This window comes from Natronorubrum thiooxidans, assembly GCF_900156475.1.
GTDB lineage: Archaea > Halobacteriota > Halobacteria > Halobacteriales > Natrialbaceae > Natronorubrum > Natronorubrum thiooxidans.
Genome location: NZ_FTNR01000005.1, coordinates 81547 through 106831 on the forward strand (window position 1 = coordinate 81547; position 25285 = coordinate 106831).

A 25285-nucleotide genomic window follows, 5' to 3' on the forward strand; every position below is an offset into this window, starting at 1 on the left:
CCTTGTTGTGTGATGTCAATGGACACACAAGAGAGCGCAGACGAGGAAAGCGAGACGACACCGGCGCGACGCACGCTACTCGGCGCGGTCGGGGCGGCGACGGGACTGACGGCGCTTTCGGGGACGAGCACGGCACAGGGCGATGGTGCGATCCAAACGCGGGGCTGTAGCGACGCCGAACTGACCGCTGACGACTGGTCGACCGGCGCGATCACCGTCCACGACTGTTCGGGCACCGGCGGGCAGGTCGATGTCAGCGTCACCGGCAGCGTCTCCGAACAGCGATACGTCTCGTCGACGGCCACCCTGCCCTCGAGTGGGACGTTGACCGTGCCAGCGGGCGGTCGAGAAACGCTTTGGTTCACCGGGCGGCTCTCGCGGCTGTCGTGTTCGAACGACGCGCTCAACGTCGGCGTCGTCAACCGCGGCTGAGCACCGCCATCGATTCATCGCGATTCGGTTTGCAGCACTCGAGCGTGTCGACAACCGCTCGGCGTCCCTCATCGCCGTCCCACTCGTTGATCGGCTTCGGCACTCGGAACAAACCGTCTTCAACATACTTATTATCTGCCTACTTACTGTTGGTTTCATGAAATACTCGAGGAGACAACTACTCTCGGCGAGTACAGCAGCGGCAGCGACGGCCGGTGCGGGCTGTGTGAGTCTGTTAGACGGTAACGAGACGAACGACGGCGGGGAGGGTGAGAACGAAACTGATGGAAACACCGACGTGAGCAGTTCGTCCGGCGTGGAGATTCCGGCCGACGACTGGCCATCGTTCCAGCGATCGCCGCGAAACGACGGCTACACCACGTCGATGGCACCGACGGCGGAGCCGTCCACGCGGTGGGAAACGACGCTGTCAGGTGCGATCGACGACCAGGTCGCGGTCGTCGACGACACCGTCTACGTTGCGACCGACGCCGGGACGGTCCACGCACTCGACGCAGCATCGGGCGACGAGCGCTGGTCCGAGTCGCTCGAGGGCGGCCGGTCACAGTGTCCGTGTATCGTCGATGGACTGGTCGTTCTCGGCACGAACACGGGCGAGCTCGTCGCGTTGGATGCAGACGACGGCGAACGGGCGTGGACGACCGAACTGGCCGGCCCGGTACGGGGACCGACCGCAGCCGACGGGACGGTCTACGTGGGTACGCGTGACGACCCGGTCGCCTACGCCATCGATGGGGCCAGCGGCGACGAGGTGTGGTCGACTGCGTTGGCCGTCGATGCCATCGACTACCCCGCCGTCACCGAGGATGCCGTCTACATGGGTGCACAGTACGCGTGGGACGGGCGAGTGTCTGCACTCGATCTGACCAATGGAACCCAACAGTGGGAGTTCGAGGGGGCGCGGATGCAGTCCCCAACCGTGGCTGAAAGCGGTGTGCTGGCACCTGCAACGACGATTTCAGTACTCACGGCTGCGGGTGACAACGACGAGAGCACCCATCGACAGATCGGACTCACAGGCAAGGTTCTTGCATCACCGGCTGTGACGCCGGAGCTGGTCGTCTACTCCACGAGTCAGGGCTTCGTCGGGGCTGTCGAACACAGTCGCGACGAGTCCGACCTGGGCTGGGGCACGTCAGTCGGTCGGTTTGGGGTGTATGCACCAGCAGTGACCGATAAGGCAGTCTACGTGACGAGGATCGGGTCGGAGTTGCTCGCGCTGGATATTGAAACTGGTGACGAACTGTGGACTCGCTCGCTCGAGGACGGGGGCGTAACCGCTCCGACGGTCGCTGACGGCGCGGTCTTCGTCGGCACCGACGAGGGTCGACTCGTCGCGTTCGACTAAGTGCCTCCCGCGCGACCGTCAGAGCTCGAGCGTGTAGACCGCCTCTCGGCGCTCCTCGTCGCCGATTTCGACTGTGCCCTCGCCAGTCTGTTCGAACCCCTGTTCTTCGTAGAATCGCTGGCCACCGTCGTTCGACGCGAGGTCGATCGCACGCATCCGTGCCATATTGAAATCCTGTAGGTCCTCACGAAGTCGCTCATGCAGCGCCGTGCCGATCCCCTCACCCTGATGGTCGGGATGGACCGACATGCGAAGCACGTCGCCTTCCTCCCCAGTGACGACACCGTGGGTGAAGCCGACGACGTCACCCGCTTTTTCCGCGATCAGGAACGCAGTTCCCGGTTCTGAAAGCGCCATCTCGAGAGCCTCGTCGCCGTACCACTCGTCGATTGTCGCATCGATCGTCTCGGCCTCGAGTTCGTCGTACGTGTCGTGCCAGGTCTCGCGGGCGACAGACCGGATCGCCTCGCAGTCGTCGAGCGTGGCTGGTCGGATTTCCATACCAAACGGAACGATACCGAGTGACAAAGTGGTACCACCTCCTTCGTTTGGGGACGAACGAACAGCGCGGACTACAACTCGAGCGTGTAGACCGCCTCGTCGTAGTACTCGCCGTCGATTTCGACCTCACCGGTGTCGGTCTGTTTGAAGCCCAGTCCCTCATAGAAGCGTCGGCTGGCGTCGTTGAACGCGAAGTCGAACGAGCGAATGCGGTCGACGTCGTAGGCCTCGAGTTGCTCGATTAGCCGCTCGTGGAGGTCGCTGCCGACTCCCTCGCCCTGATAGGCCGGATCGACGTACATCCGGAGAATGTCGGCTTTGTCCCCCTGCGCGACGGCGTGTGTGAAACCAACGATTTCATCGTCATGTTCGACAACGAGGACGACCGTCCCGGGTGCCTCGAGTGGCATCGAGTCGCCGGTGTACCAGTTGTCGACCGTCCGATCGATCATGTCGGCCTCGAGTTCGTCGTAGGTGTCGTGCCACGTCGTGCGGGCGACGGCTTTGATCGCCTCGAAATCCTCGGCGTTCGCCGGTCGAATGTCCATATTTATCATTTAGATTGGGACCATAAAGTGACTTCGGCTACGTCATCGGCTGCCAGCACCGTTCAGTGGGCGTTTGTCTCACTCCTGGACGTCGAATCCGTGGTCGCGAAGCAACTCGGGGACGCGGTCACGGTGGTCGCCCTGTAGTTCGATCCGATCGTCGTCGACTGTCCCACCCGTTCCCAGCGATCCTTTGAGCTCCGAGGCAGTTGCTTTGATTTCGTCCGTGTTGAGATCAAACCCTTCGATGATCGTTACCGGCTTCCCGTATCGACGACTCTCCATCCGAATCGACAGTACCTGTTGGGATGTTTCGAGATCACCCTGACTGTCGAGTTCGTCGAGTAAGTCATCGAGTTCGTCGTCGTTTGCCATGGTAGACGGTACACTGCCAACGAGGATAGTCCTGTCCCTGCCATCCCAACGGGTTACAGTCTGGATTTGATCGTCGTCGCCGTCTTCTCGCCAATGCCGGGGACGCTCTCTATGTCCTCGAGGCTCGCTTCGCGGATGTTCTCGACGCTGCCGAATCGTCCCAACAACCGCGTTCTGGTCTCGGGGCCAACGCCAGGGACGTCATCCAGTACGGTTGTGATCTCGTCGCGGATCGTCTGATGGTACTGGACTGCAAAGCGGTGGGACTCATCGCGCACCCGCTGGAGCAGATGCAGGTGGGGTGCGTCGCTGGGCCACGAAAACTGGCGGTCGGGCGTGATAACGCGCTCTTCGGCTTTCGCCAGCGCGATTGCGGGAACGTCCCAGTCCACCTCGGCCAGCGCCTCGCGAGCGGCCTCGAGTTGGCCCTCGCCGCCGTCGATCAGCAACAGGTCGGGATCGGGCCGGTCGTCTCGCCCCTCGACGGCACGGCGAGCGCGCCACTCGAGCAACGCGCGCATGTTCGCGTAGTCGTCGTTTTCGTCGGTCAACTTCTTCCGGCGGTAGTCGCTTTTTTCGGCGCTGCCCTCGACGAACGTGACGTTGCTGCCGACCGCCGCGTTCCCCTGTGCGTGGCTTACGTCGAACCCCTCGATCCGGCGGGCCGACTCGAGGTCGAGGGCGTCGGCCAACATGGCACACTCGTCGCGACCGCCAACGTTCCGACGGGCGTTTTTCAGTGCGAGATCGACGAGTGTTGCCTCCCGTCCCGCACCGGGAACGCGGACCGAGATGCCTTCGGTCTCGAGCCATGCTTCGACCTCGTCATCCCCGTGGCGTTCGGGCAACAGGAGAGCGTCGGGCAGGTCGCGCTCGGCGTAGTACTGGACGATGAAGGCGGCGAGGACGGCTGAAACGCCGCCATCTGAATCAGATCCTGCTCGAGCCGGGCCAGCCCCCGGTGCCTCGAGCGTGTGCCGATCCCGGTCGACCAGTTTGCCCCGTTCGGCGCGCAGTCGCGCAACGGTGGCGTCGTCGCCCTCGATGGCGACCCCGAGGACGTCGACGGTGCGTTCGTCGCTGACCGACTGGACCGCTTCGCCACCCGCGCCGTGGAACGCCTCGATGGTCTCGAGTCGATCCCGGAGATTCGCCGCGCGTTCGAACTGCTGCTTTTGCGCAGCAGCTTCCATCTCTCGGCGCAGCGGATCGGCGAGGATTCCCGTCTCGCCCTCGAAGAACCGTTCGACTGCGGTGACGTCCTCGCGGTAGCTCTCGAGGTCGATCTCGCGCGTACAGGGGGCGGTACAGAGCCCCATCTCGTAGTCCAGACACGGCCGATCGCGGCCCGCGTACTTGTGGTCCGAACAGCCGCGGATGCCGTAGGTTTCCCGCAGCGCTTTCACGACGGTCTCGACGTGCCCTTTGTTCGTATAGGGGCCGAAGACGGTCGGCCCGCTTCCGCTCGAGGCGCTTTGGGCTCCGGTATCCGGATCGCGAGTGATCTCGATCCGCGGGGCTTCGTGGCTCGTCACCTGCACCATCGGGTACGACTTGTCGTCTTTGAGCCGGACGTTGTACCGGGGCTGGTGGCGCTTGATCAGGTTGGCCTCGAGCAACAGCGCCTGCGTCTCGGTGTCGGTGACGGCGATCTCGATCTCGTCGGCGCGGTCGACCATGCGCCCGATCCGTGCGCTCCGCGGGTCGGCATACGAACGCACCCGACTGCGCAACTCGACGGCTTTCCCGACGTAAAGGGTCGTCCCGTCGGCCCGAAACTGATAGACCCCCGGCTCACGCGGCAACGACCCGGCTCGCTCGCGAACCCCGTCGGCGTTCATCGGCGGCCCTAGGACCGCGAGGACTTTCAGCCTGACTCCTCGGCTGCGGTCGCAGTACCAGCCGTGTCAGACGTGGATTCGGGCCCGATCGCGGCCTCGAGCGTTTCCGGCCGCCCGGCCTCGAGATCGGCGTCGGTGACCGGGACCGCGATATCGTCGTCGCCGCTGATTCGGAACACGAGCTGGCGCGAGCGCGACCGGGCGTACCGGGCGGAGAACACGGCGGCGACGAGCAACAGGCTGACGCCAACCACGATGAGGGTGATGTCGAACACGACCAGCAGCGTTTCGACGACTCCGAGGAGGGTTGCAGCGACCCCCGAGAGCCCGCCGCCACCGAGCTCGACGCCGCCGACGGCGGCCGCGAAGTCAGTCGTCGTCGCGACCAGCAGCAGGCCGGTTCCGAGAAAGAGCGCGACAGTCATCCAGAACAGGCGTCTCGGCTCGCTCTCGACGTCGACGGAGACACGAGTGACGTTCGGCCGGTCGGCGTGACGGTAGCTCGGCCCGTCGCCACCGGCCCAAAAGACGAGCACCCGGTGGTTCGTGACGACGACCGTCGCGGCCTCGAGGGCGATACGCTGGCGCTCGCGCTCGCCGTCGAACAGCAACTCGTCGACGTGCTCGCTCCAGGACCCGCTCATCGAAAGCGGGATTCGTCGTCGCGCCGCAAGTACCTCGCGGCGACCCTCACGGACTGCGAACGCGACACGGACACGGTACATTCTCAACTGTCGGTCCACAACGGCCGGGTATGAGTGACTCGACGGTAGAGTGCTGGCTCGTCGAACGCGAGTTCGGCGACCGGGACTTCGTGACGATCGTTTACGCGACGCCCGACGGCTCGCGCTACCAGCAACGACAGCGCTCGTCGACGGCGCTCCGAACCGGTCCAGCGGTCACCGCAGCCACGGAGATCCCCGAGGCCGACCTCGAGCCAGTACCCGACGCGGAGACCAGAGAACGCTACGCGAACGAGGTCGAACGGACCGCCGAGCGGTACGATCCGGACGACCCAATATAGCCGTTTGTTCCTCATTTTTTAGCGGAATATTATCATTTCGAAGTAACAACTCTTATCGGTGAACGCCGTGACCACACAGCCATGCCAGCTATCAGCGTCGATACGCTGACCAAGTCCTATGGCCAGACGCTCGCCCTCTCGGACCTCTCCTTCGAGGTCGAAGAAGGCGAAGTGTTCGGCTTCCTTGGTCCCAACGGCGCCGGCAAGTCGACGACGATCAACGTGATCCTCGACTTTATTCGGCCGACCGCCGGACAGGTAACAGTGCTTGGGCTCGACGCCCAGGCCCACAGCCGCGAGATCCGCTCGCGGACCGGTGTCCTCCCCGAAGGTGTCGAAACGTACGACCGGCTGACGGCCCGCCAACACCTCGAGTTCGCCATCGACTCGAAAGGGGCCGACGACGACCCCGAAGCCCTCCTCGAGCGCGTCGGCCTCCGCGACGCCATCGACAAAAAGGCCGGCGGCTACTCGAAAGGGATGTCCCAGCGGCTCATGCTCGCGATGGCGCTCGTTGGCGAGCCTGAACTGCTGATCCTGGACGAACCCTCCACCGGCCTCGACCCCAACGGCGCACGCGAGATGCGCGAGATCGTCCGCGAGGAGAGCGCCCGCGGCGCGACGGTGTTCTTCTCGAGTCACATTATGGAGCAGGTCGAGGCGGTCTGTGATCGAGTCGGCATCTTACGCGACGGCGAGATGGTCGCCGTCGACACCGTTTCCGGACTTCGTGACTCCGTCGGCGGCGGGACGAGCCTGCGGGTCACGGTCGACCGGATCAACGACGACGCGCTCCAGGCAGTGCGCTCGCTTCCCGACGTCGGCGGCGCCACCGTCGAAGGACAGAACCCGCCGACGCTCGTCGTGCAGGTCGACGGCTCGAAAACGACCGTCCTCTCGACGCTCGAGGATCGAGGCATCGACGTGCAGGACTTCTCGACGACCGAAGCGTCACTCGAGGACGTCTTCCAGTCGTACACTACCGATACGAGCACGGAGGTGGAAGCCCGATGAGCACCGACACCGCCACTGGGAGCGGGAAGACGACCTCACCCTCGAGTTCGATCAATCTCGAGAGCGTCCGTGCGGTCGCAAAAAAGGACTTCCAAGACGCGGTCCGCTCGTGGATGTTCTGGGGACTGAGCATCTTCTTTTTTGTCCTGTTGGTCGCGGTCACGGGGACGATCTCGTACTTCGGCGAGGAAATCGCCCAGCAAGGCGTGACGACGGAGGCACTCGTCCTCTTCGTCAGCCAGATCACGCGACTCGTGATTCCGCTAATCGCGCTGATACTGGGCTGGAAAGCGATCGCCGGCGAGCGCGAGACGGGCAGCATCAAGATCCTGCTCTCGTTGCCCCATTCCCGAAAAGACGTCCTGCTTGGGAAACTCATCGGCCGCTCGGCCGTGCTCTCGGTGTCGCTGATCGTCGGGTTCGCGCTCGCAGCGATCGTCGTCGCGGCGCTGCTCGGAAGCTTCGACCCCGTCGACTACGTGAGCCTGCTTGTGATGGCGATCATCTACGGCCTCGCCTACACGAGCATTGCCGTCTCGCTGTCGTCGGTCACGCGGTCGACGACGATTGCCGGTGCGGCGATGTTCGGCGTCTTCATCCTGTTCTATATCGTCTGGAACGCGATCCAGACCGTCTTCCAGATCCTGATGAACCGCGGCACGATCGAGGGGGTCAGTTACACGCAGGAGGTCACGGGACCGGATGGAACGACACAGCAAATACCGATGGACCGACTGCCCGACTGGGCGCTGTTCATCGATACGATCGATCCGGGCAACGCCTTCCAGAACGCGATTACGGTCCTCAGTTCGACCGGCAGCAGCGAACTCGGCACGTCCTATCCGGAGGTGTGGTTCTCGAGTGACGTGCCGTTCTACCTGCAAAACTGGTTCTCCTTTATTATCCTCCTGCTCTGGATCGTCGTGCCGATCGCCATCGCGCTCTATCGGTTCGACCGCGTCGACCTCTAACCATTAACCGTTCTCCTCGCAGTTTCGGTCGGTCTCGAGCCACGCCACCGCTACCGGTCGACAGCGACAACATTCCCTGCGAACAGGCCGTTCGTTTAGGTGTTGGCGGGTCGTACTCGAGGCAATGACCGACTGCATCTTTTACGGCGGCAAGGGCGGCGTCGGAAAAACGACCTGTGCAGCGGCCACCGGTGTTCGCCTCGCCAACTCGGGCCGGAAGACGCTCGTCGTCTCGACCGACCCCGCCCACTCGCTGTCGGACTCGCTCGAGGTCGCCCTCGGAAGCGACCCACAGCGACTCGAGGTTGGCGACGAACCCGGCCTCGAGGCGGGCGAGACTGGCGACCTCGAACTCGACGAGGCCGGCAGTCTGTGGGCCGTCGAGATCGATCCCGAGACGCAACAGGAACGCTACGAAAAGCTGGCACGGGCGTTAGCCAGAGACCTCCGCAGCGCTGGCATCAGACTCGGAGACGAGGAAGTCGAGCGAATCTTCGCCTCGGGCGCGCCCGCGGGCAGCGACGAACTCGCGGCGCTGGATCTGCTCGTCGAGTACGTCGACTCGGGCGAGTGGGATACCGTCGTCTTCGACACCGCACCGACGGGCCACACCCTCCGACTGTTCGATATGCCCGACGCGATCGGCCCGGCACTCGAGACGCTCCAGTCGCTGCGCGGGCAGGCCCAGCGGATCGGCACCGCGGCCAAGTCGGCGGTGTTCGGCCCCATGTCGATGATGACTGGCCGCAGCGACGACGAAGAGGAGAGTCTCGAGGCGTTTCAGGCTCGTCTCGAGCGCGCTCGCGAGTTGCTCGTCGACCCCGAGCGCACCGAGTTCCGCGTGGTGCTCATTCCCGAGAAAATGGCCATCGCCGAGTCCGAACGCCTCGTCGAGACGCTCCACGAGGCCGGCGTGCGGGTCGACCGCCTCGTCGTCAATCAGGTGCTCGAAGCGCCTGACGACGACTGTTCGCGCTGTCAGTCCCGTCACGAGCGCCACGAGAAACGCCTCGCGGAGATCCGGGAGACGTTCCCCGGCCTCGAGGTCGTCACGCTTCCCGAACGGGAAGGCGAGGTACAGGGCCTCGAGGCAGTGGGAGCGATCGCCGCCGAACTCCCCCCGTAGGGATCGACGGTCGCTCGCAGCGTCGGTCACGTGTGTTCGTCTCACGCATTTTCCTCGAATCGCGAAGGTTACCTATCCGCATCCGCTTCCACAGGAAAGTGGGGACGTCGGTGATGCGCTGGCAATATCGAGAAACAGTCCTCGTGCTGTGTCCGCTCGCCTTTTTGATCACGATGGTAGGCCGGTTAGCGATCAGTCCGGTGTTCGATCTCGGCTACTGAACGTCCCGTTCGAGCCAGCTACTCCGTTCGAACCGGTTACTCGAGGTCGATCCCGCGATCCGCGAGCAACTCGCGAAACTCGTCCTCGTCGACGATCGGCACGTCGTTCGCCTCGGCGTCGTCGCGTTTCGTCTGGCCGGGGTTCTCGCCGACGACGAGGTAGTCCGTGTTCCCCGAGACGCTACTCGTCGCGTTCGCGCCGTGGGCTTCCACGACGTCCTGGGCCTCGCTTCTGGTGACGCCCTCGAGCGAGCCTGTGAAGACGAAGGTGAGTCCCTCAAGGTCGTCGCCGCCGCGCTCGAGGTCGGATTCCTGTGGCGAGACGTGCTCGAGCAGGTCGTCGACGGCCGCGGCGTTTGCTTCGCTGGCGAAGAAGTCGTGGATCTGCCCCGCGACGGTCTCGCCGACGTCGTCGACACCCTCGAGTCGTTCGGGATCGGCGTCGGCAGCCTCGCGGACGGCCTCAAACCTGGCGAACTCACGGGCGAGTTCGCGGGCCGTCGTCGGGCCGACGTGGGGGATCCCCAGTGCAGAAAGGAAGTCAGCGAGGGTGGGCTCGCGGCTGGCCTCGATCTCCAACAGGAGGTTCTCGGCGCTGGTGTCGCCCCAGCCCTCGAGTTCGGTCAGGTCTTCGGCGTCGAGTTCGTAGAGGTCCGCGACGGACTCGAGCAAGCCCGCAGCCACGAGTTGGCGGACGCTCTTCTCGCCGAGGCCCTCGAGATCGAGGCCGTCGTTGCTCGCGTAGTACTCGATCGAGCGCCGAAGTTGGGCGTCACACGCCAGCCCGCCGGTACAGAACGCCATCGGCCCGTCGCGTTCGATAGCGCTGTCACAGACGGGACAGTGCTCGGGGAGTTCGTAATGACCCTCACTCGACTTCTCGACGACTTCCTCGACGTAGGGGATGACGTCACCGGCCCGCTGGACACGGACGGTGTCGCCGACGTTGACGTTCTTTTCGGCGATCTCCTCGGGGTTGTGGAGGCTGGCCCGCGAGACCGTGACGCCGCCGACGTCGACCGGCTCGAGGAGGGCCACGGGCGTCACTCGCCCCGTCCGGCCGATCTGGACCGCCACGTCGGCGATCGGCGTGATCTCCGCGCGGGCGGGGAACTTGTAGGCGTACGCGTAGCGGTCGTGGCGAGCGGTCCGGCCCAGTTCCTCGCGGGCCTCGCGGTCGTCGACCTTGATGACGGTGCCGTCGATCTCGTAGTTCAGGTCGTCACGGATCTCGAGCATGCGGTCGCGGTAGTCGATGGCGTCGTCGATCGAGTCGACGACCTCGACGCGGTCGTTGACTCGCAGCCCGAACTCGGGAAAACGCTCGAGTTCCTCACGATGGCTGTCTTCGAGCTCGCTCGCCTCGAGGACGTCGAAGAAGAAGACCTCGAGCGGGCGATCGGCGACGATACTCGGATCGAGCTGCCGAATCGTCCCGGCAGTCGCGTTTCGGGGGTTCGCAAAGGGCTCCTCGCCGCGTTCGATGCGCTCGCGGTTGTGGGCCTGAAAGGCGTCTTTCGGCATGTAGACCTCGCCCCGGACCGCGAGGAAATCGGGATGGTCGCCGTGGAGTCGCCCCGGGACCGAGCCGATGGTGCGGGCGTTTCGGGTGACGTCGTCGCCCTCGCGGCCGTCGCCGCGAGTGACGGCGCGCTCGAGGCGACCGTCCTCGTAGACGAACGCCATCGAGACGCCGTCGAACTTGGGCTCGCAGACGTAGTCGACCGGCCCGATCTCGCGGCGAACGCGGTCGTCGAACTCCCGGACGTCGTCGGGCTCGCCACTGGCATCGATCGACAGCATCGGCGCGACGTGTTCAACCGTCTCGAACGACTCGAGCGGTTCGCCGCCGACGCTTCTGGTGGGGCTGTCGGGATGAGCGAGGTCGAAGGCGTCCTCGAGATCCTGCAGCCGCGTAAAGAGCGCGTCGTAGGTTCGGTCGGCGATGATTGGCTCGTTCTCGACGTAGTATCGACGGTCGTGTTCGCGGATAGCCTCACGGAGGCGTTCGACCTGCTCTCGGGCTTCGTCCTCGGAGAGGTCCTCGAGCGGCTCGAACTCGGTCGGCGGAGTCCGGAGATACGGATTGTCTTCGTCCACAGTCGCGTCGCCAGCGGGCATTCGTGCTCGAGGGTTACGTTGCCGGCCCGTTAACAGTATTGCAGTCGGCCGACCCGGGGGACACGCTCACCCCCACGGACTGTCGCCGAGTTCGGCACGAACCATCGGCCCGACCGCAACGCGACAGTCAGCCTGCGCCATGGCGATACACAGCAGGACGTAGCCGTCCGCTCGCTCGCGTTCCGTCAGGGCCTCGGGCTGGCGTCGGTAGTCGAACGCCGCGGCGGCGTCGATCGACGCGCTCTCCGCCGACGTTTCGGCGTCGGAATCGTCCTCGTCGACCGAGCGGAGTCTGCCGACACAGGCCGTGCAGGTCCCCTTTCGGCAGTCATAGGGCAACCGAACTCCCCCTCGCAGGGCCGCCTCGAGCACCGTCTCTCGAGGCTCGACCGTCACGGTATCGCGTCGGCCATCTGGCCACTCGAGGGTCACGTCGTGGCCTGTCATCGCCCGATCCTCGTTCGCAGTTGTTCGTCCAGGAGCGTCACACCTGATTCTAGGACGGACAGCGAGAAAAGGCTGTGCGCGCCGCTCACTTCCAGGGGTTGTCGACCAGTTCGGACTGCACCTGCGAGCCGACAGCGACCCGACGGGCCGTCTCGGGCGTCGCGATACACAGAAGCACGTACCCGTCGTCGCGGTGTCGGGGTTTCAACGCCCGCGGCTCGCGTTGGTAGGCGAACGCGTCCGCGACGTCAATCGGGTCCTCGGTTGCGTCCACGTCGACACTCGCCGTCCTGTCGACCGCGAGCAGCCGCCCGACGCAGGTTCCACACGCGCCGGTTCGACAGCCGTACGGCAACGGCGCGTCCGCTTGTCGTGCCGCCTCGAGCACCGTCTCGCGCTCACTGATGTCGACCGTCCGCGTCGGACCGCCGACCCACTCGAGGGTGATGTCGTAGCTCGCCATTCGGAGCTACTGCCAGACGTCGCTCGTGCAGTCGCCGTCGGGCCACCTGATCTCGTGGGCGCGGGCCGGTCCCGCCGGGCACTCGCCCCAGTCGACGAGGAAGTCCTCGTCTAACTCGAGCGTGCCGTTTCGCGGATCGACGTCGGCTTTCAGCATCACGGAGCCGCGCTCGCCTTCCTCGGATAGGCGAGTTCGAATCCGGCGTTTCGACCGCCAGCGCTGATTTCGTCCTGACGGCACGCGAACGCCCGACAGTCGATCCGGGCTGAACGATACCCAGTACTTTACCCGCCCGAGTCCGTACGTCGTGGTAGATGGGACAGGGAACGGAATTCGGGCTGGTCGACCTCGAGGAGGTCGAGACGCCGGGCGACGAGTGGGAGGAAATCAACGTTTCAGAGACCGAGGCCGACCGAATCGCCCGCAAGCGCGATCGGAAGTTCGAGCAGTTCGAAGAGCGGATCAAAGACGCCGACCAGTTCAAAGTCGAACAGTCGGTGTTCGACGATGCGACATTGGCGGCGCTGTACAAGCTCGTCCAGGACGGCTACGTCGAGGCCTTCGGCGGCCCGCTCTCGACGGGCAAAGAGGCCAACGTCTATCTCGCACAGGGCGACGGCCGCGAGGTCGCCGTCAAGATCTACCGGATCAACGCGTCGAACTTCCGGCAGATGCGTGACTACTTGGAGGGGGACCCCCGATTCGAGGGGCTTGGCGGCAAGAAAAAAGACGTCGTCCTCGCTTGGACCAAAAAGGAACTGGCGAACCTAGAGCGGGCGAAAGCGGCCGGCGTCCGCGTTCCAGAGCCGCTTGCGACCGAGCGCAACGTCCTTGTCATGGAGTACATCGGCAACGCCGAGGGTCGCGCGAAACGCCTCGGTGAGGTCCACATCGAGAACCCCCAGACTGCCTATGAGGTCATGCGCGAGTACATGCGTCGGCTCTACTCGGCCGGGCTGATCCACGGCGACTTGAGCGAGTACAACGTCATTTTCGACGAGGGCCAGCTCGTGATCATCGACCTCGGCCAGGCGGTGACGGTTCACCACCCCAACAGCCGGGAGTTCTTAGAGCGTGACTGCCGGAACGTGGCGAATTTCTTCTCGAGACAGGGACTCGAGGTGACCGAAGACGAGTTGCTCGAGTTCGTTACGGACCCGGAGCCAGACCCCTCGGGGGAGTAAGATCGCCCGGGCCGCGACGGATACCGCGCTCGACTCGACGACTCCCGAACGGCTTAGTGGCTTGCCACCGCGAACCACGATATGCACATTGGAATCATCGCGGACACCCACGACAACGTCGCGGCGATCGAACGCGCAACCGAGATTTTCGAGGCGGAAGGCGTCGAGATCGTTATCCACTGTGGCGACTTCATCGCGCCGTTGATGATCGACTACTTCAGGCAGTTCGAACTCCATGGCGTGCTCGGGAACAACGACGGCGACGTCGCCAATCTGCAGTCGGCGTTCGACACGCTGGACGGCGAGAGCGAACTCCACGGCCGATTCGCGAGCCTCGAGTTCGATGGGCTCTCGTTTGCCGTCCTCCACGGCGAGTCTAAAGCGGAGGTCGAGGCGATTACAGCCGGCGAGACGTTTGATTTCGTCTGCTACGGCCACCACCACGAGCGAGAGCTGTCGGCGGAGGGACGGACGACGGTTCTCAACCCCGGCGCACACGTCCTTCCGGGCTCCGAGGCCGACCGAACGGTCGCGATCGTGGATACGCGCTCGGAGTCGGTCCGGTTCCGATCCGTTGACGCGTAGCTGGTGGAGTTCATCGACACGATCCCTGGGGACACCCCGCGTGGCCCACAGCGGCGTCGGTCCAAGCGCTTAACCTCGCCCAGCAAGTATCGTGCTGTATGCAACACGTGAAGATTCCGCAGGACCGCATCGGCGTTCTTATCGGCGAAGGAGGCGAGACGATGCGCGAAATCGAATCGAAAGCCGAGGTTCGACTCGACATCGATTCGGAGAACGGCTCCGTTGCCGTCGACACCGTCGGCGATCCCGTACTCGGACTCAAGGCCCCCGACATCGTCCGTGCGATCGGTCGCGGCTTCGCACCCGACGCGGCACTGCGACTGCTCGAGGACGAGATGATGATGTTCGATCTCGTCGATATCGATGCCGCTGCACGAAATAAAAACGACATGAAACGCAAGAAAGGCCGCCTCATCGGCGAGGGCGGTCGCACGCGTGAACTCATGGAGGACCTGACGGGTGCCGACGTCGTCATCTACGGCTCGACGCTCGGGACGATTGGCACGCCACAACAGGTCGACGTCGTCCGCACCGCAGCCGAGATGCTGCTGGATGGCGCTCCACACGGCACCGTCTACTCGTTCCTCGAAGACAAGCACAACGAGATGAAACACAAGGGCATGGAGTACCACCGGTTCCCCGGCGGCCAGTCCTGATCGAGCACTCGCTGCCTTCGACTTGAGACCGGACGCCTCACTCGAACCGTCACTCTCTCTTCTCGGCCGATGGCGTAGCTGTCAACGAACACACTGCTTAGTGGCTAGCAGTACGAATCCCTCGAGTCTCGGCAACTGTCCGGTCGAACACCGGCTATATCTCTCAGTATCCACTAGTGAGGGAACTGGTAATTCACCCCATTTCCTAAAGGTGTATAATCAATATTTATATACTAGTACTGTGATCGGCAGATATGACATCAAGTGCCACGGATGAATCAGCACTCGAGCGGATGGGTGACGTCATGGCTACCTGGGTCGAGCGGTGGATGCCCAGCCCGTTCCTGTTTGCTATTATCCTCACGTACATCGTCTACATCGCCGCCGTCGTCGGGACGGATGCGGGCGTATTCGAGGCAGTCGAGTTCTGGTACGACGGGTTCTGGGCGTTTCTGACGTTCGCGATGCAGATGGTGCTCATCCTGATGACGGGGTTCGTTGTCGCCTACCACCCACGGGTCAACGCCGGCCTTCAGCGATTGAGCCAGTTGCCCTCGAGCGGGAAGCAGGCGGTCGTCCTCGTCGGCGTCGTGTCGATGGCACTCGCCTGGGTACACTGGGGGCTCGGGCTGATCATCGGCGCGATCTTCGCCCGCGAGATGGGGAAGACAGCCCATCAAAACGGGATCGCCGTCCACTACCCGTTGTTGTGTGTGGCGGGCTACATGGGGCTTGGACTGACCTGGCACTGGGGGCTCTCCGGGTCCGCGCCACTGTTGCTCGCCACGGAGGGCAACGAGTTCATCGAGATGGGACTGCTCGAGGGGACCATCCCCACCTCCGAGACGATCTTGCATCCGTACGCGCTGACGCTCACGGCCCTCTCGATCGCCTTCGCTGCGGTCGTCCTCTACCTGCTGAGTCCGGCGCCGGAACGGTCGCGGGGAATCACGGAATACATCCCCGAGTCCGAACTGCTCGAGACGAGTACCGATGGCGGTGACCTGAAAGCCGACGCCGAGGAGTCGACCGAAACCGAGCCCGAACCACAGGTGCCTGCAGAGCGGATCAACAACAGCCGGCTCATGGGCGGGCTGATCGCGCTGGCCGGGCTCGTGATGGTCGGCTACACGTTCGCGACGCTCGGCCTCGACGCGCTCAATCTCAACGTCGTCAACTTCGCGTTCCTGATGGCCGGTATCGCGATCTACACGCGTCCACAGCTCTACCGGGAGCGCTTCGGCGACGCCTCGAACGCCGCCGCCGGCGTGATCTTGCTCTTCCCGTTTTTCGCCGGGATTCAGGGCATTATGGCGTCTTCCGGCCTCGCAGAGATGATCGCAGAAGGGCTGCTCACGATCTCCTCGCCAGCCACGTTCCCGATCTTCGCCTGGCTCGCCGCTGCAGTGACCAACATGTTCGTTCCCTCCGGCGGCGGCGAGTGGATCGTCCTTGGGCCATCGGTGCTCGAGGCGGCCCAATCGTACGACATCCCGGCCGCCCACGCGACAATGGCCTACGCCGTCGGTGACGCCCACACCAACCTGTTGAACCCGTTCTGGGCGCTCCCGCTGCTCGCGATCACCAAGATCAAAGCCCGCGAGATGTTCGGCTACGCCATCGCCATGCTGGTGTTGCTGATTCCGTTCCTCGCGGTCATGCTCTACGTCGTGCCGTACTAGGGCGACACAACTGACCACCCGCATCGATTTGGACGCGTTCGCCGGTTCCACTCGATTCACGTCACTCGACCCACGATATCGATCGATCTCTCGCCATGAATCGTCCCTACTACGGCTGGATTGTCGTCTGCGCGTGTTTTCTCGGGACGTTCGTCGTCTTCGGCCTCTCCTACTCCTTTGGCGTCTTTCTCGAGCGGATGGCGACGGACTTCGCCCGCTCGCGCGCCGTAACGACGATCGCCTTCGGCGTCCAGACACTGTTGCTTTACATGGGCGCGGTTCTCGTCGGCGTCTTCGTCGATCGACTCGGCACGCGGCGAATGCTCGCGCTCGGGACGGTCGTGCTCTGTCTCGGCTTGCTCTGGACCAGTGTCGCGACGACGTGGCTCACGGTCGTCCTCGCCTACGGCGTCGTCACGGGAATCGGCATGAGCATCGTCTACGTCGTGGCGTACGCGACGGTGCCGCGCTGGTTCGACCGGCGAGCAGGGTTTGCCGGCGGCGTCGCCTCCGCCGGCCTCGGTGCTGGCATGCTCGTCGTCGCGCCGGCGGCGACCGCGCTTATCGACCGCGTTGGCTGGCGCTCGTCGTTTCTCGTCCTTGCCGGCGTCGTCACCGTCCTGTTGCTCGTCGCGACCCTGCTGATCAGGGACGAGCCCACGACGGAGCCGGTTCCAGCCGGAGAGTTTGCCGAGCCTCGAGCGCTCGAGACAAGTACGAACGGCGGCCGAGAGGACGGCAGTGAGCAGCCATCGCTGGGAGCGCAGTTCGCCGACATCCACGCCATCGCGTGGACGCCGTCGTTCGGGCTGGTCTTCGTCGGCTGGGTGTTGATCTACACGACGATGTACATCGTCTTCGTCCATCTCGTCGTCTACGCCTCCGATATCGGGTTATCTCGAGCCGCCGGGGCAACCGCGCTCGCGGTCATCGGCGGCGCGAACGCAGTCGGTCGGGTGGGAATCGGCTACGTGTCGGATTACGTCGGTCGCGTTCGCGTCTTCGCCGGCTGTTCGACGGTGATGGGGGTTTCGACGCTCGCCCTGCCAGCGCTCGAGACGACGACCGCGCTCCTCGCCTTCGCGGTCGTCTTTGGACTCGCCTACGGCGGGAACGGGGCACTGCTCGCGCCGCTTACCGGTGATCTGTTCGGTCGGGAGAACCTGAACGCAGTGTTCGGACTGATCTCGGGAGCGTTTGCCCTCTCCGGACTCACCGCCCCGTTTCTCGCCGGTGTTGGATACGACGTGCTCGGAACGTACACCCCCGCCTTCGCCAGTGCCGGACTGGCTGCCGTCGTCGGCGCAGCGGCAATCGTCGCCGCCAAGCGACTCGAGGGCGCGTGAGGCGACTATCTCCGGTAGCGGCGGAACGCCGCCTCGAGCGAGTTGCTCGCCGCCGATTTGCACCGTTGGAGGGACCAAGAATGATATAAATAATAGACGAACCGCCCGGGTGGAACAACCGGAGTGGGCCCTCGTACAGTGATTTGACCCGACAATTCTCGAAAGGTTTATATAGAATCACAAACAATCCTTCGCTTGACTATGGCACAACAGCAGATGGGCAACCAGCCCCTTATCGTTCTCTCGGAGGACAGTCAGCGGACATCCGGCAAAGACGCACAATCGATGAACGTACAGGCCGGCAAGGCCGTTGCCGAATCCGTACGGACCACGCTCGGTCCGAAGGGGATGGACAAGATGCTCGTCGACTCGACGGGCAACGTCATCGTCACGAACGACGGCGTCACCCTGCTCTCGGAGATGGAGATCGATCACCCGGCAGCCGACATGATCGTCGAAGTCGCCGAGACCCAGGAGGACGAAGTCGGCGACGGCACCACCAGCGCCGTCGTCATCTCCGGTGAACTCCTCAGCCAGGCCGAGGACCTCCTCGAGCAGGATATTCACGCGACCACGCTCGCACAGGGGTATCGACAGGCCGCCGAAGAGGCCACCGAGGCCTTAGAGGAGATCGCCATCGACGTCGAAGCCGACGACGACGAGGTTCTCCAGCAGATCGCCGCCACCGCGATGACCGGCAAAGGCGCAGAGAGCGCCCGCGACCTGCTGGCCCAGCTGGTCGTCGACGCAGTTCAGTCCGTCGCTGACGACGAGGGTGTCGACACGGACAACATCAAAGTCGAGAAGGTCGTCGGCGGCTCGATCGAGAACTCCGAGCTCGTCGAAGGCGTCATCGTCGACAAGGAGCGCGTCTCCGACAGCATGCCGTACTTCGCCGAGGACGCCTCGGTCGCGATCATCGACGGCGACCTCGAGATCAAAGAGACCGAGATCGACGCCGAGGTCAACGTCACCGACCCCGACCAGCTCGAGCAGTTCTTAGAGCAGGAAGAAGCCCAGCTGCGCGAGATGGCCGAACAGGTCGCCGACGTCGGCGCTGACGTCGTCTTCGTCGACGGCGGCATCGACGACATGGCTCAGCACTACCTCGCACAGGAAGGCATCATCGCCGTCCGCCGCGTCAAAGCAAGCGACCAGGGCCAGCTCGCCCGCGCAACCGGCGCGACGCCCGCTTCCTCGGTCGACGACCTCTCCGAGGACGACCTCGGCTTCGCCGGCAGCGTCGCCCAGAAAGAGATCGCTGGCGACCAGCGCATCTTCGTCGAGGACGTCGAAGACGCAAAGGCCGTCACCCTCATCCTCCGCGGTGGCACCGAGCACGTCATCGACGAAGTCGACCGTGCCATCGAGGACTCCCTCGGCGTTGTTCGTACGACCCTCGAGGACGGCAAGGTCGTCGCCGGCGGCGGCGCACCCGAAATCGAACTCTCGCTTGCCCTGCGTGACTACGCCGACTCCGTCGGTGGCCGCGAGCAACTCGCCGTCGAGGCCTTCGCGGACGCCCTCGAGGTCATCCCACGCACCCTCGCAGAGAACGCCGGACTCGACCCCATCGACTCGCTGGTCGAACTGCGATCCGACCACGACGCCGGCGAGACCGCATCCGGTCTCGACGCCTACACCGGCGACACGATCGATATGGACGCCGAAGGCGTCTACGAGCCCCTGCGCGTGAAGACCCAGGCGATCGAATCCGCAACCGAGGCGGCCGTGATGCTGCTTCGCATCGACGACGTCATCGCCGCTGGCGACCTCGCGGTCTCCCACGATGACGACGACGAAGAGATGCCACCGGGCGGCGGTGGCATGGGCGGCGGCATGGGCGGTATGGGCGGCGGCATGGGCGGCATGATGTGAGAGCGGTCGGAACGAACGAAGTGAGTGAGAACCGCTGAAAGCGAGCGGGGAACGAAGTGACCCGCGACCGGAATTCATTTTTGCGCTGTCGTTCGAGATTCGGGACGTCCTCGAGAACAGTCGTAGTCGTTCTACATACGTGTGGGCTTCGCTGTCGAAAGTGATCATATTCGATCCATCTAAGTAGTCGCTTGCAATATTCGCCAGTATGAACACGCTTCTATTGGATAGCGAGGATGTCGACGAGTACGCCGCCTTCGCGGATGTCATCGACGCCGTCGAACAGGCCTTCGGGGCCTTCGAACGCGGCGAGACGCAGATGCCCGCAAAATCCTACATCGATCTCCCCCAGTACAACGGCGACTTCCGCTCGATGCCGGCCTATCTGGACACCGGCGACTGGGACGCTGCCGGGCTGAAATGGGTCAACGTTCATCCCGACAACCCCGCCGAGTACGACCTGCCGACCGTGCTGGGAACGATGATCTACTCCGACCCCGAGACCGCGTTCCCACGCGCGATCATGGACGGGACGATGCTCACGATGAAACGCACCGGCGCGGCGGCGGCCGTCGCCACCGACTATCTGGCCGTCGAGGACGCCACGACACTCGGCATCGTCGGTGCTGGCGTCCAGTCGTACACGCAACTCGAGGCGATCAGCGAGGTCCGACCGATCGAGGAAGTCGTCGTCTCCGATCTGGACGAAGACCGCGTCGAGCGATTCATCGAGGCGTTTGGCGACGAATTCGACGTCCGCGCCGGCTCGATTTCGGAGGCTGGCCACTGTGACGTGCTCTCGACGGTGACACCGGTCGAGGATCCGATCGTCGGCCTCGAGGACGTCGGCGAGCACACCCACGTCAACGCGATCGGTGCCGACGCGGAAGGAAAACACGAACTGAGCGACGAGTTACTGCAAGCGGCGCGGATCGTCATCGACGACCACGAGCAGTGTACCCACTCCGGCGAGATCAACGTCCCCTACCACGAGGGCGTGTTGACCGATGACGACATCCACGCTGAGATCGGCGAAATCGTCGTCGGCTCGAAAGAAAGCCGGACGAGCGACACGGGCGTCACTGTCTTCGACTCGACCGGACTGGCGATCCAGGACGTCGCCGCGGCACACGTCGTCTACGAACGGGCGCGTGAGGCCGGCGAGGGGCATCCGTTCGATCTCGTTGGCGTCGGCGACTCGAACTAAGCGGGCGGTCGCCGAACTGGCTGGAGCGCATGGCCAGTTAGCGGTCGCGTACTCGACGCAGGATCGATCCCGTCATTGGGAGTTCGTCACAGTAGTGAACCACGGGATCGGCTGTCGGTTCCGGGAGGTCGTTCGCCTCGAACATGGTGTTTTCGTGGATCGTGACGTCGGCGGGCTGCAAGGGCCACGGGTCGTGGGCGATTTCGCCGGTCAGAATGCCGCTCGCTTCGGCAGCGTAGAACCGACGCCGTTCGACAAGCCAGTGGGCAAGCGTGTCCGGTTCCGGGACAAAGCCGTCGCCGTCGGGGCGATACGTCGCCGAAAAGCGTGCGGGGTTCCGGTCGACGTGAAAACGTGGGCGAACGCCAGTGGCAGTCTGGCCCCGCGTACTCGAGAACGAGACCCCCTCGCCGTCGGCACTGACCCGCATGTGGGCGTGATAGACCGGCAACCGCGTCGTTCGACCGACCACGGCGGCGATCAGTGGGCTCCCGACGTCGATACTGAAGAAAAATAGGCCGGGATCGCCCCGATAGCGGACGTACGTCCGAACGTTGAGTTCGGCGACCGCCGTTCGGGCAGCCGGCGGCGTCCCGCGAATGCCGACGTTCGTCAGCACGAACGGGAGTATGCTTAGCCACGCATCGCCATCCCGCGTCTCGAGTGTCAACTGATCAGGAACGTGCGGTCGAATCGCGTCGGGGTCGACGGGCCAGTGGACGAACAGCCCATCTCGCCACGTCATCGACACGACGTGGGGTGCCCTCGGTGACGACCCGTCGGCGAACGTCCATCGGAATGGGTCCGTTCGTGTTTGTGTCTGTCTCCGTGTCTGTCGGGTGTGCTGATCAGTCATCCTCGAAAGTCAGCCACGAGGCCGTATCAGACGACACGATAGACAGCAGCATAAATCAGACAGTCGCCTGTCAGAACCGATGGTAGTTGTATCTTAGTCGGCGATCTCGATCGCCGGGCGGCCGGGTTCGGCGTTTTTGAGGACGCTGTCGTCGACGGCGTCGGCGCGAACGACCGACACCGGCGCGTCGAACTCGCGTTCGATCAGCCACGCGGCTGACTCGAGGGCGGCGTGTTCCTCGTCGGGCTCGAGCGTCATCGACAGCGCTTCGCGTTCGGCCTGGAGGTCCTGGCCGTAGCTGGCGGCGGCGTCGCCCTGCTCGCGGATGTGGGATTCGCCCATGAGTTCGCCGATCAGGTTGGGTGCGTCGCTCTCAATGGCGATCTCGAGTGCGTCGTACTTCCAGTCGGGGGCGATAACGACGTCGATCGCCTGCGGGTCGTCGATGCCGGCGATGTCGATGATCTGGCGGACGTCTTCGCGCGTGTTCTCGACCAAGCGACGGCGTTTCGCGACGTAATCGTAATCGACGTTAGCAGTCGGCCACTCGGCGTCGACGACGAAACCATCGTTGCCGAGTGCGTCGTGAAGCTCCTCAGCCAGGTGCGGGGCAACGGGGGCGAGCAGGCGAACGACGGCCGACAGCCCGCGCTCGTAGGTGTCGGCGTGGGGCTCGGTGGAGTCCACATACTGGCGCAGCGTCCGCACCAGATCCTGCGTTTCCCGCAGCGCCTTGTTGAACGTCAAGTCGTCGTACTCGTCGGTCGCGATGGCGATCGTCGCGTCGATCTCCGCGTCGACGTAGCTGGCGATCGCATCGTCGTCGCCGTCGGGTTCGTTCGCAGTATAATCCTCGACCATCCCCTGCAGCCGCGTGAGGAAGGCGTACGTCGAACGCACACCCTCCTCACTCCAGTCGAAATCGCGCTCGGGCTGGGCGGCCTGCATCATGAACAGCCGTGCGGTGTCCGCGCCGTACTCCTCGACGATCCGCTGGGGCGAGACGACGTTCCCCTTCGATTTGGACATCTTCTCGCCCTCGAGTTGGACCATCCCCTGTGCGAGCAGGTTCGTGAACGGCTCGCGGTGCTCGAGCCCTTCGTGGTCGGCGATGACCTTGGTGAAAAAGCGCGAGTACAGCAGGTGCATGACGGCGTGTTCGATGCCACCGACGTACTGGTCGACGGGCATCCAGTCGTTGGCCTGCTCTAAGTCGAACGGGACGTCCTCGCTGTCGGGAGAGACGTAGCGCAGGAAGTACCACGAGGAGTCGACGAAGGTGTCCATCGTGTCGGTCTCGCGGGTCGCCTCGCCGCCACAGTCCGGACAGGTCGTCTGTTTCCACTCCTCAGCGGCGTCGAGTGGGTTCCCGGTCGTGTTGATGAACTCGGGCAGTTCGACCGGCAGGTCCTCGTCGGGAACCATCACGGGGCCGCAGTTGTCGCAGTGGATGACCGGGATCGGCGTCCCCCAGTAGCGCTGGCGGGAGATCCCCCAGTCGCGAAGCTGATACTGGGTTGCCTCCTCGGCACTGTCGATATCCTCCGTCAGGCGCTCACGGGCCGTCTCGCTGTCGAGGCCGCTGTACTCGCCGGAGTTGACCAGCACGCCGTCGTCAGTGAACGCTTCCTCGCTGACGTCCGGCACCTCGTCCTCGCTGGGTGCGATGACGGGGTCGATGTCGACGCCCATCTTCTCGGCGAAGGCGTGGTCGCGGTCGTCGTGGCCGGGAACGGCCATCAGCGCGCCCGTCCCGACGTCCGAGAGGACGAAGTCGGCGACGTAGACCGGGATCTCCTCGCCCGTGACCGGGTTCGTCGCGGTCAGCCCCGTCTCGACGCCGTTCGGTTCGTCGCCCTCGGGATCTGCCTCGTGCTCGATGAATTCGTGAACGGCGTCGTCCTCCGCGGCGAGTTCCTCGCTGATCGGGTGATCCGGCGCGAGTGCGAAGAACGTCGCGCCGTAGATCGTGTCGACGCGCGTGGTGAAGGCCTCGACCGAGCCGTGGCCTTCGATAGCGAACTCGAGTTCGGTCCCGTGCTGGCGACCGATCCAGTTGCGCTGCATCTGGCGCACCGAGTTCGGCCACCCCTCCAAGTCGTCGATGTCCTCGAGCAACTCGTCTGCGTACTCGGTGATCTGCAGGAACCACTGCTCGAGTTCGCGCTGTTCGACGGGGGTGTCACAGCGCCAGCAGAGTTCGGCCTCGCCTTCGACCTGTTCGTCGGCGAGGACGGTCTCACACTCGGGACACCAGTTGACTTCAGCGTCCCGGCGCTCGACGAGATCCTCGTCGTGAAACCGCGAGAAGAGCCACTGGTTCCACTTATAATACTCGGGGGTGCACGTTGCGATTTCGCGATCCCAATCGTAGCCAAAGCCCATCGCCTCCATCTGGTCGCGCATCGTGTCGATGCAGTCGAACGTCCAGTCGCGCGGATTGGTGTCGCGCTCTTTAGCCGCGTTTTCGGCGGGGAGGCCGAACGCGTCCCACCCCATCGGATGGAGGACCTCGTCACCGGTCATCCGTCGGTAGCGGGCGTAGGCGTCCGTGATCGTGTAGTTTCGGACGTGGCCCATGTGAAGTTTACCCGACGGGTACGGGTACATTCCGAGCACGTACGTCGGATCGTCGACGTCGTCCGGCGTCCGATAGGCGCCTTCGTCGTCCCACGCCTCCTGCCAGCGTCGTTCGACCGCTGCATGGTCGTATCCCGCGTCACTCATTGCTGTATAGACGTGCGAACTCGCTCCTTATAATGACTGCGAGGCGGCTATCGCTGCCTCGAGACCGCGAACACGGGCCGGTGGCGAACCACCGCTTTGCATACCTACTGGCGATCCGATACACTCACCGCTCGAGCGTGCTTCGAACAGCACGCAAATCCGGACATATCGGCGTTTCAGGTCCTGTGTAGCCGAAATGCTTGAGCACTGTGGCGACCTATGCGGTGCAATGAGTCAGGAACGATTCACCACCGACATCGCGACCGCACTGGCCGACGAACTCGTCAGTATCGCCCGAACGGGGCTTGGCGATGAACTCCGCAGCGTCATCTACTTTACCCCGACGCAGTTCGATGTCCTCTACGTCAGACAGGACATCTACGAATCGCACGAGGCCGCTCGCCGCGCCAAATCACCGCTTGTGGACCTCGAGTCCGTCGGGTTCGTGGAAGCGCCCGTCCGCAGCGCGCTCTCGGGGTCTGACGGCAGCATTGAATTCGGCCCGTACTCGTTTACCATCCGAGTCCACGACAACGGGTTCGTCGTCAGAAAACTCGTCGGTGACGTCGGCGTACTCCTGACGACCGACAGTATGAATATCGCGGCGTTCAGGGATGCAGCGACCGCGATCGAACGACATCTGAAGCGGTAGGCGGTTTCGACCGGCGATAGTCGTTCACCGCGGACGGTCGCCGCACAGTCGCCGTCGTT

Annotated in this window: 24 protein-coding genes and 1 pseudogene; 14 read left to right on the forward strand and 11 right to left on the reverse strand. The window is 64.1% G+C overall.

Translation table 11 applies throughout. From position 1 onward, the window contains the following. The first annotated feature begins 12 nt into the window (after nt 1–12). Complete coding sequence (locus tag BW940_RS08530) at nt 13–432, forward strand: hypothetical protein (RefSeq protein WP_076608783.1); 420 nt, start codon at nt 13–15, stop codon at nt 430–432. A 157-nt stretch (nt 433–589) separates the two neighbouring features. After that, nucleotides 590–1801: an outer membrane protein assembly factor BamB family protein gene (locus BW940_RS08535; RefSeq protein ID WP_076608784.1), complete on the forward strand. Its 1212-nt coding sequence runs from the start codon at nt 590–592 to the stop codon at nt 1799–1801. Between the two features lie 18 nt (nt 1802–1819). Here the strand turns inward: BW940_RS08535 and BW940_RS08540 are convergent, their stop codons facing one another. From BW940_RS08540 to BW940_RS08560, 5 genes are all read right to left on the reverse strand, one after another. Next, on the reverse strand, nt 1820–2302 hold the full coding sequence (locus BW940_RS08540; protein WP_076608785.1) for a GNAT family N-acetyltransferase: 483 nt from the start codon (nt 2300–2302) through the stop codon (nt 1820–1822). Between the two features lie 71 nt (nt 2303–2373). Then, nucleotides 2374–2850 (reverse strand): GNAT family N-acetyltransferase, encoded by a 477-nt coding sequence (locus BW940_RS08545; protein WP_076608786.1) that lies wholly within the window; start codon nt 2848–2850, stop codon nt 2374–2376. A 78-nt stretch (nt 2851–2928) separates the two neighbouring features. Then, on the reverse strand, nt 2929–3225 hold the full coding sequence (locus BW940_RS08550; RefSeq protein ID WP_076608787.1) for an SUI1 family translation initiation factor: 297 nt from the start codon (nt 3223–3225) through the stop codon (nt 2929–2931). 53 nt (nt 3226–3278) lie between these two features. After that, entirely contained in the window at nt 3279–5066 is a 1788-nt protein-coding gene (locus BW940_RS08555) for an excinuclease ABC subunit C (RefSeq protein WP_076608788.1), read from the reverse strand. A 26-nt stretch (nt 5067–5092) separates the two neighbouring features. After that, nucleotides 5093–5791: a hypothetical protein gene (locus BW940_RS08560; RefSeq protein ID WP_235847784.1), complete on the reverse strand. Its 699-nt coding sequence runs from the start codon at nt 5789–5791 to the stop codon at nt 5093–5095. A gap of 29 nt (nt 5792–5820) precedes the next feature. Here BW940_RS08560 and BW940_RS08565 point away from each other — a divergent pair, with 29 nt between their 5' ends. From BW940_RS08565 to BW940_RS08580, 4 genes are all read left to right on the forward strand, one after another. Next, entirely contained in the window at nt 5821–6090 is a 270-nt protein-coding gene (locus BW940_RS08565; protein WP_076608789.1) for a hypothetical protein, read from the forward strand. A gap of 81 nt (nt 6091–6171) precedes the next feature. Then, nucleotides 6172–7104 (forward strand): ABC transporter ATP-binding protein, encoded by a 933-nt coding sequence (locus BW940_RS08570; protein WP_076608790.1) that lies wholly within the window; start codon nt 6172–6174, stop codon nt 7102–7104. Then, nucleotides 7101–8075 (forward strand): ABC transporter permease, encoded by a 975-nt coding sequence (locus tag BW940_RS08575; RefSeq protein WP_076608791.1) that lies wholly within the window; start codon nt 7101–7103, stop codon nt 8073–8075. Before BW940_RS08570 ends, BW940_RS08575 begins: the two co-directional genes overlap by 4 nt. Nucleotides 8076–8199: 124 nt before the next feature. After that, the gene (locus BW940_RS08580; RefSeq protein ID WP_076608792.1) at nt 8200–9201 is read left to right on the forward strand and encodes an ArsA family ATPase; all 1002 of its coding nucleotides are present in this window, start codon (nt 8200–8202) and stop codon (nt 9199–9201) included. A gap of 257 nt (nt 9202–9458) precedes the next feature. Here the strand turns inward: BW940_RS08580 and ligA are convergent, their stop codons facing one another. From ligA to BW940_RS08605, 4 genes and pseudogenes are all read right to left on the reverse strand, one after another. After that, nucleotides 9459–11543, reverse strand: coding sequence for an NAD-dependent DNA ligase LigA (gene ligA, locus BW940_RS08590; protein ID WP_076608794.1), 2085 nt, complete (start codon nt 11541–11543; stop codon nt 9459–9461). 66 nt (nt 11544–11609) lie between these two features. Continuing rightward, the gene (locus BW940_RS08595; RefSeq protein ID WP_076608795.1) at nt 11610–11990 is read right to left on the reverse strand and encodes a 2Fe-2S iron-sulfur cluster-binding protein; all 381 of its coding nucleotides are present in this window, start codon (nt 11988–11990) and stop codon (nt 11610–11612) included. Between the two features lie 85 nt (nt 11991–12075). After that, the gene (locus BW940_RS08600) at nt 12076–12453 is read right to left on the reverse strand and encodes a 2Fe-2S iron-sulfur cluster-binding protein (protein ID WP_076608796.1); all 378 of its coding nucleotides are present in this window, start codon (nt 12451–12453) and stop codon (nt 12076–12078) included. 6 nt (nt 12454–12459) lie between these two features. Beyond that, a pseudogene (locus BW940_RS08605) lies at nt 12460–12633 on the reverse strand (selenium-binding protein SBP56-related protein); the annotation flags it as partial. A 134-nt stretch (nt 12634–12767) separates the two neighbouring features. Between BW940_RS08605 and rio1 the strand changes: the two are divergent. The 7 genes from rio1 (at nt 12768) to BW940_RS08640 (ending at nt 20991) form a co-directional block, all read left to right on the forward strand. Beyond that, nucleotides 12768–13637, forward strand: coding sequence for a serine/threonine-protein kinase Rio1 (gene rio1 / locus BW940_RS08610; RefSeq protein ID WP_076608797.1), 870 nt, complete (start codon nt 12768–12770; stop codon nt 13635–13637). An 81-nt stretch (nt 13638–13718) separates the two neighbouring features. Continuing rightward, on the forward strand, nt 13719–14222 hold the full coding sequence (locus BW940_RS08615; RefSeq protein ID WP_076608798.1) for a metallophosphoesterase: 504 nt from the start codon (nt 13719–13721) through the stop codon (nt 14220–14222). A gap of 98 nt (nt 14223–14320) precedes the next feature. Next, complete coding sequence (locus tag BW940_RS08620) at nt 14321–14878, forward strand: KH domain-containing protein (protein WP_076608799.1); 558 nt, start codon at nt 14321–14323, stop codon at nt 14876–14878. A 254-nt stretch (nt 14879–15132) separates the two neighbouring features. Beyond that, on the forward strand, nt 15133–16560 hold the full coding sequence (locus BW940_RS08625; RefSeq protein ID WP_076608800.1) for a short-chain fatty acid transporter: 1428 nt from the start codon (nt 15133–15135) through the stop codon (nt 16558–16560). Between the two features lie 95 nt (nt 16561–16655). Then, nucleotides 16656–17906, forward strand: coding sequence for an MFS transporter (locus BW940_RS08630; RefSeq protein ID WP_076608801.1), 1251 nt, complete (start codon nt 16656–16658; stop codon nt 17904–17906). Nucleotides 17907–18122: 216 nt separating this feature from the next. Continuing rightward, on the forward strand, nt 18123–19784 hold the full coding sequence (gene thsA, locus BW940_RS08635; RefSeq protein ID WP_076608940.1) for a thermosome subunit alpha: 1662 nt from the start codon (nt 18123–18125) through the stop codon (nt 19782–19784). A 208-nt stretch (nt 19785–19992) separates the two neighbouring features. Continuing rightward, a complete protein-coding gene (locus tag BW940_RS08640) occupies nt 19993–20991 on the forward strand; it encodes an ornithine cyclodeaminase family protein (protein ID WP_076608802.1) in 999 nt (332 codons plus the stop codon). A gap of 37 nt (nt 20992–21028) precedes the next feature. Here the strand turns inward: BW940_RS08640 and BW940_RS08645 are convergent, their stop codons facing one another. Beyond that, the gene (locus BW940_RS08645; protein WP_076608803.1) at nt 21029–21847 is read right to left on the reverse strand and encodes a YqjF family protein; all 819 of its coding nucleotides are present in this window, start codon (nt 21845–21847) and stop codon (nt 21029–21031) included. A 93-nt stretch (nt 21848–21940) separates the two neighbouring features. Further along, nucleotides 21941–24574, reverse strand: coding sequence for a leucine--tRNA ligase (gene leuS / locus BW940_RS08650; RefSeq protein ID WP_076608804.1), 2634 nt, complete (start codon nt 24572–24574; stop codon nt 21941–21943). A gap of 229 nt (nt 24575–24803) precedes the next feature. Between leuS and BW940_RS08655 the strand changes: the two genes are divergently transcribed. Beyond that, a complete protein-coding gene (locus BW940_RS08655) occupies nt 24804–25226 on the forward strand; it encodes a DUF7522 family protein (protein ID WP_076608805.1) in 423 nt (140 codons plus the stop codon). Nucleotides 25227–25285: the final 59 nt, after the last annotated feature.

Bases quoted from the DNA above. Each gene is read 5' to 3' on its own strand.
- BW940_RS08530 (WP_076608783.1), top strand. From the start codon at position 13: ATGTCAATGGACACACAAGAGAGCGCAGACGAGGAAAGCGAGACGACA.
- BW940_RS08535 (WP_076608784.1), top strand. From the start codon at position 590: ATGAAATACTCGAGGAGACAACTACTCTCGGCGAGTACAGCAGCGGCA.
- BW940_RS08540 (WP_076608785.1), bottom strand. From the start codon at position 2,302: ATGGAAATCCGACCAGCCACGCTCGACGACTGCGAGGCGATCCGGTCT.
- BW940_RS08545 (WP_076608786.1), bottom strand. From the start codon at position 2,850: ATGGACATTCGACCGGCGAACGCCGAGGATTTCGAGGCGATCAAAGCC.
- BW940_RS08550 (WP_076608787.1), bottom strand. From the start codon at position 3,225: ATGGCAAACGACGACGAACTCGATGACTTACTCGACGAACTCGACAGT.
- BW940_RS08555 (WP_076608788.1), bottom strand. From the start codon at position 5,066: ATGAACGCCGACGGGGTTCGCGAGCGAGCCGGGTCGTTGCCGCGTGAG.
- BW940_RS08560 (WP_235847784.1), bottom strand. From the start codon at position 5,791: ATGTACCGTGTCCGTGTCGCGTTCGCAGTCCGTGAGGGTCGCCGCGAG.
- BW940_RS08565 (WP_076608789.1), top strand. From the start codon at position 5,821: ATGAGTGACTCGACGGTAGAGTGCTGGCTCGTCGAACGCGAGTTCGGC.
- BW940_RS08570 (WP_076608790.1), top strand. From the start codon at position 6,172: ATGCCAGCTATCAGCGTCGATACGCTGACCAAGTCCTATGGCCAGACG.
- BW940_RS08575 (WP_076608791.1), top strand. From the start codon at position 7,101: ATGAGCACCGACACCGCCACTGGGAGCGGGAAGACGACCTCACCCTCG.
- BW940_RS08580 (WP_076608792.1), top strand. From the start codon at position 8,200: ATGACCGACTGCATCTTTTACGGCGGCAAGGGCGGCGTCGGAAAAACG.
- ligA (WP_076608794.1), bottom strand. From the start codon at position 11,543: ATGCCCGCTGGCGACGCGACTGTGGACGAAGACAATCCGTATCTCCGG.
- BW940_RS08595 (WP_076608795.1), bottom strand. From the start codon at position 11,990: ATGACAGGCCACGACGTGACCCTCGAGTGGCCAGATGGCCGACGCGAT.
- BW940_RS08600 (WP_076608796.1), bottom strand. From the start codon at position 12,453: ATGGCGAGCTACGACATCACCCTCGAGTGGGTCGGCGGTCCGACGCGG.
- rio1 (WP_076608797.1), top strand. From the start codon at position 12,768: ATGGGACAGGGAACGGAATTCGGGCTGGTCGACCTCGAGGAGGTCGAG.
- BW940_RS08615 (WP_076608798.1), top strand. From the start codon at position 13,719: ATGCACATTGGAATCATCGCGGACACCCACGACAACGTCGCGGCGATC.
- BW940_RS08620 (WP_076608799.1), top strand. From the start codon at position 14,321: ATGCAACACGTGAAGATTCCGCAGGACCGCATCGGCGTTCTTATCGGC.
- BW940_RS08625 (WP_076608800.1), top strand. From the start codon at position 15,133: ATGACATCAAGTGCCACGGATGAATCAGCACTCGAGCGGATGGGTGAC.
- BW940_RS08630 (WP_076608801.1), top strand. From the start codon at position 16,656: ATGAATCGTCCCTACTACGGCTGGATTGTCGTCTGCGCGTGTTTTCTC.
- thsA (WP_076608940.1), top strand. From the start codon at position 18,123: ATGGGCAACCAGCCCCTTATCGTTCTCTCGGAGGACAGTCAGCGGACA.
- BW940_RS08640 (WP_076608802.1), top strand. From the start codon at position 19,993: ATGAACACGCTTCTATTGGATAGCGAGGATGTCGACGAGTACGCCGCC.
- BW940_RS08645 (WP_076608803.1), bottom strand. From the start codon at position 21,847: ATGACTGATCAGCACACCCGACAGACACGGAGACAGACACAAACACGA.
- leuS (WP_076608804.1), bottom strand. From the start codon at position 24,574: ATGAGTGACGCGGGATACGACCATGCAGCGGTCGAACGACGCTGGCAG.
- BW940_RS08655 (WP_076608805.1), top strand. From the start codon at position 24,804: ATGAGTCAGGAACGATTCACCACCGACATCGCGACCGCACTGGCCGAC.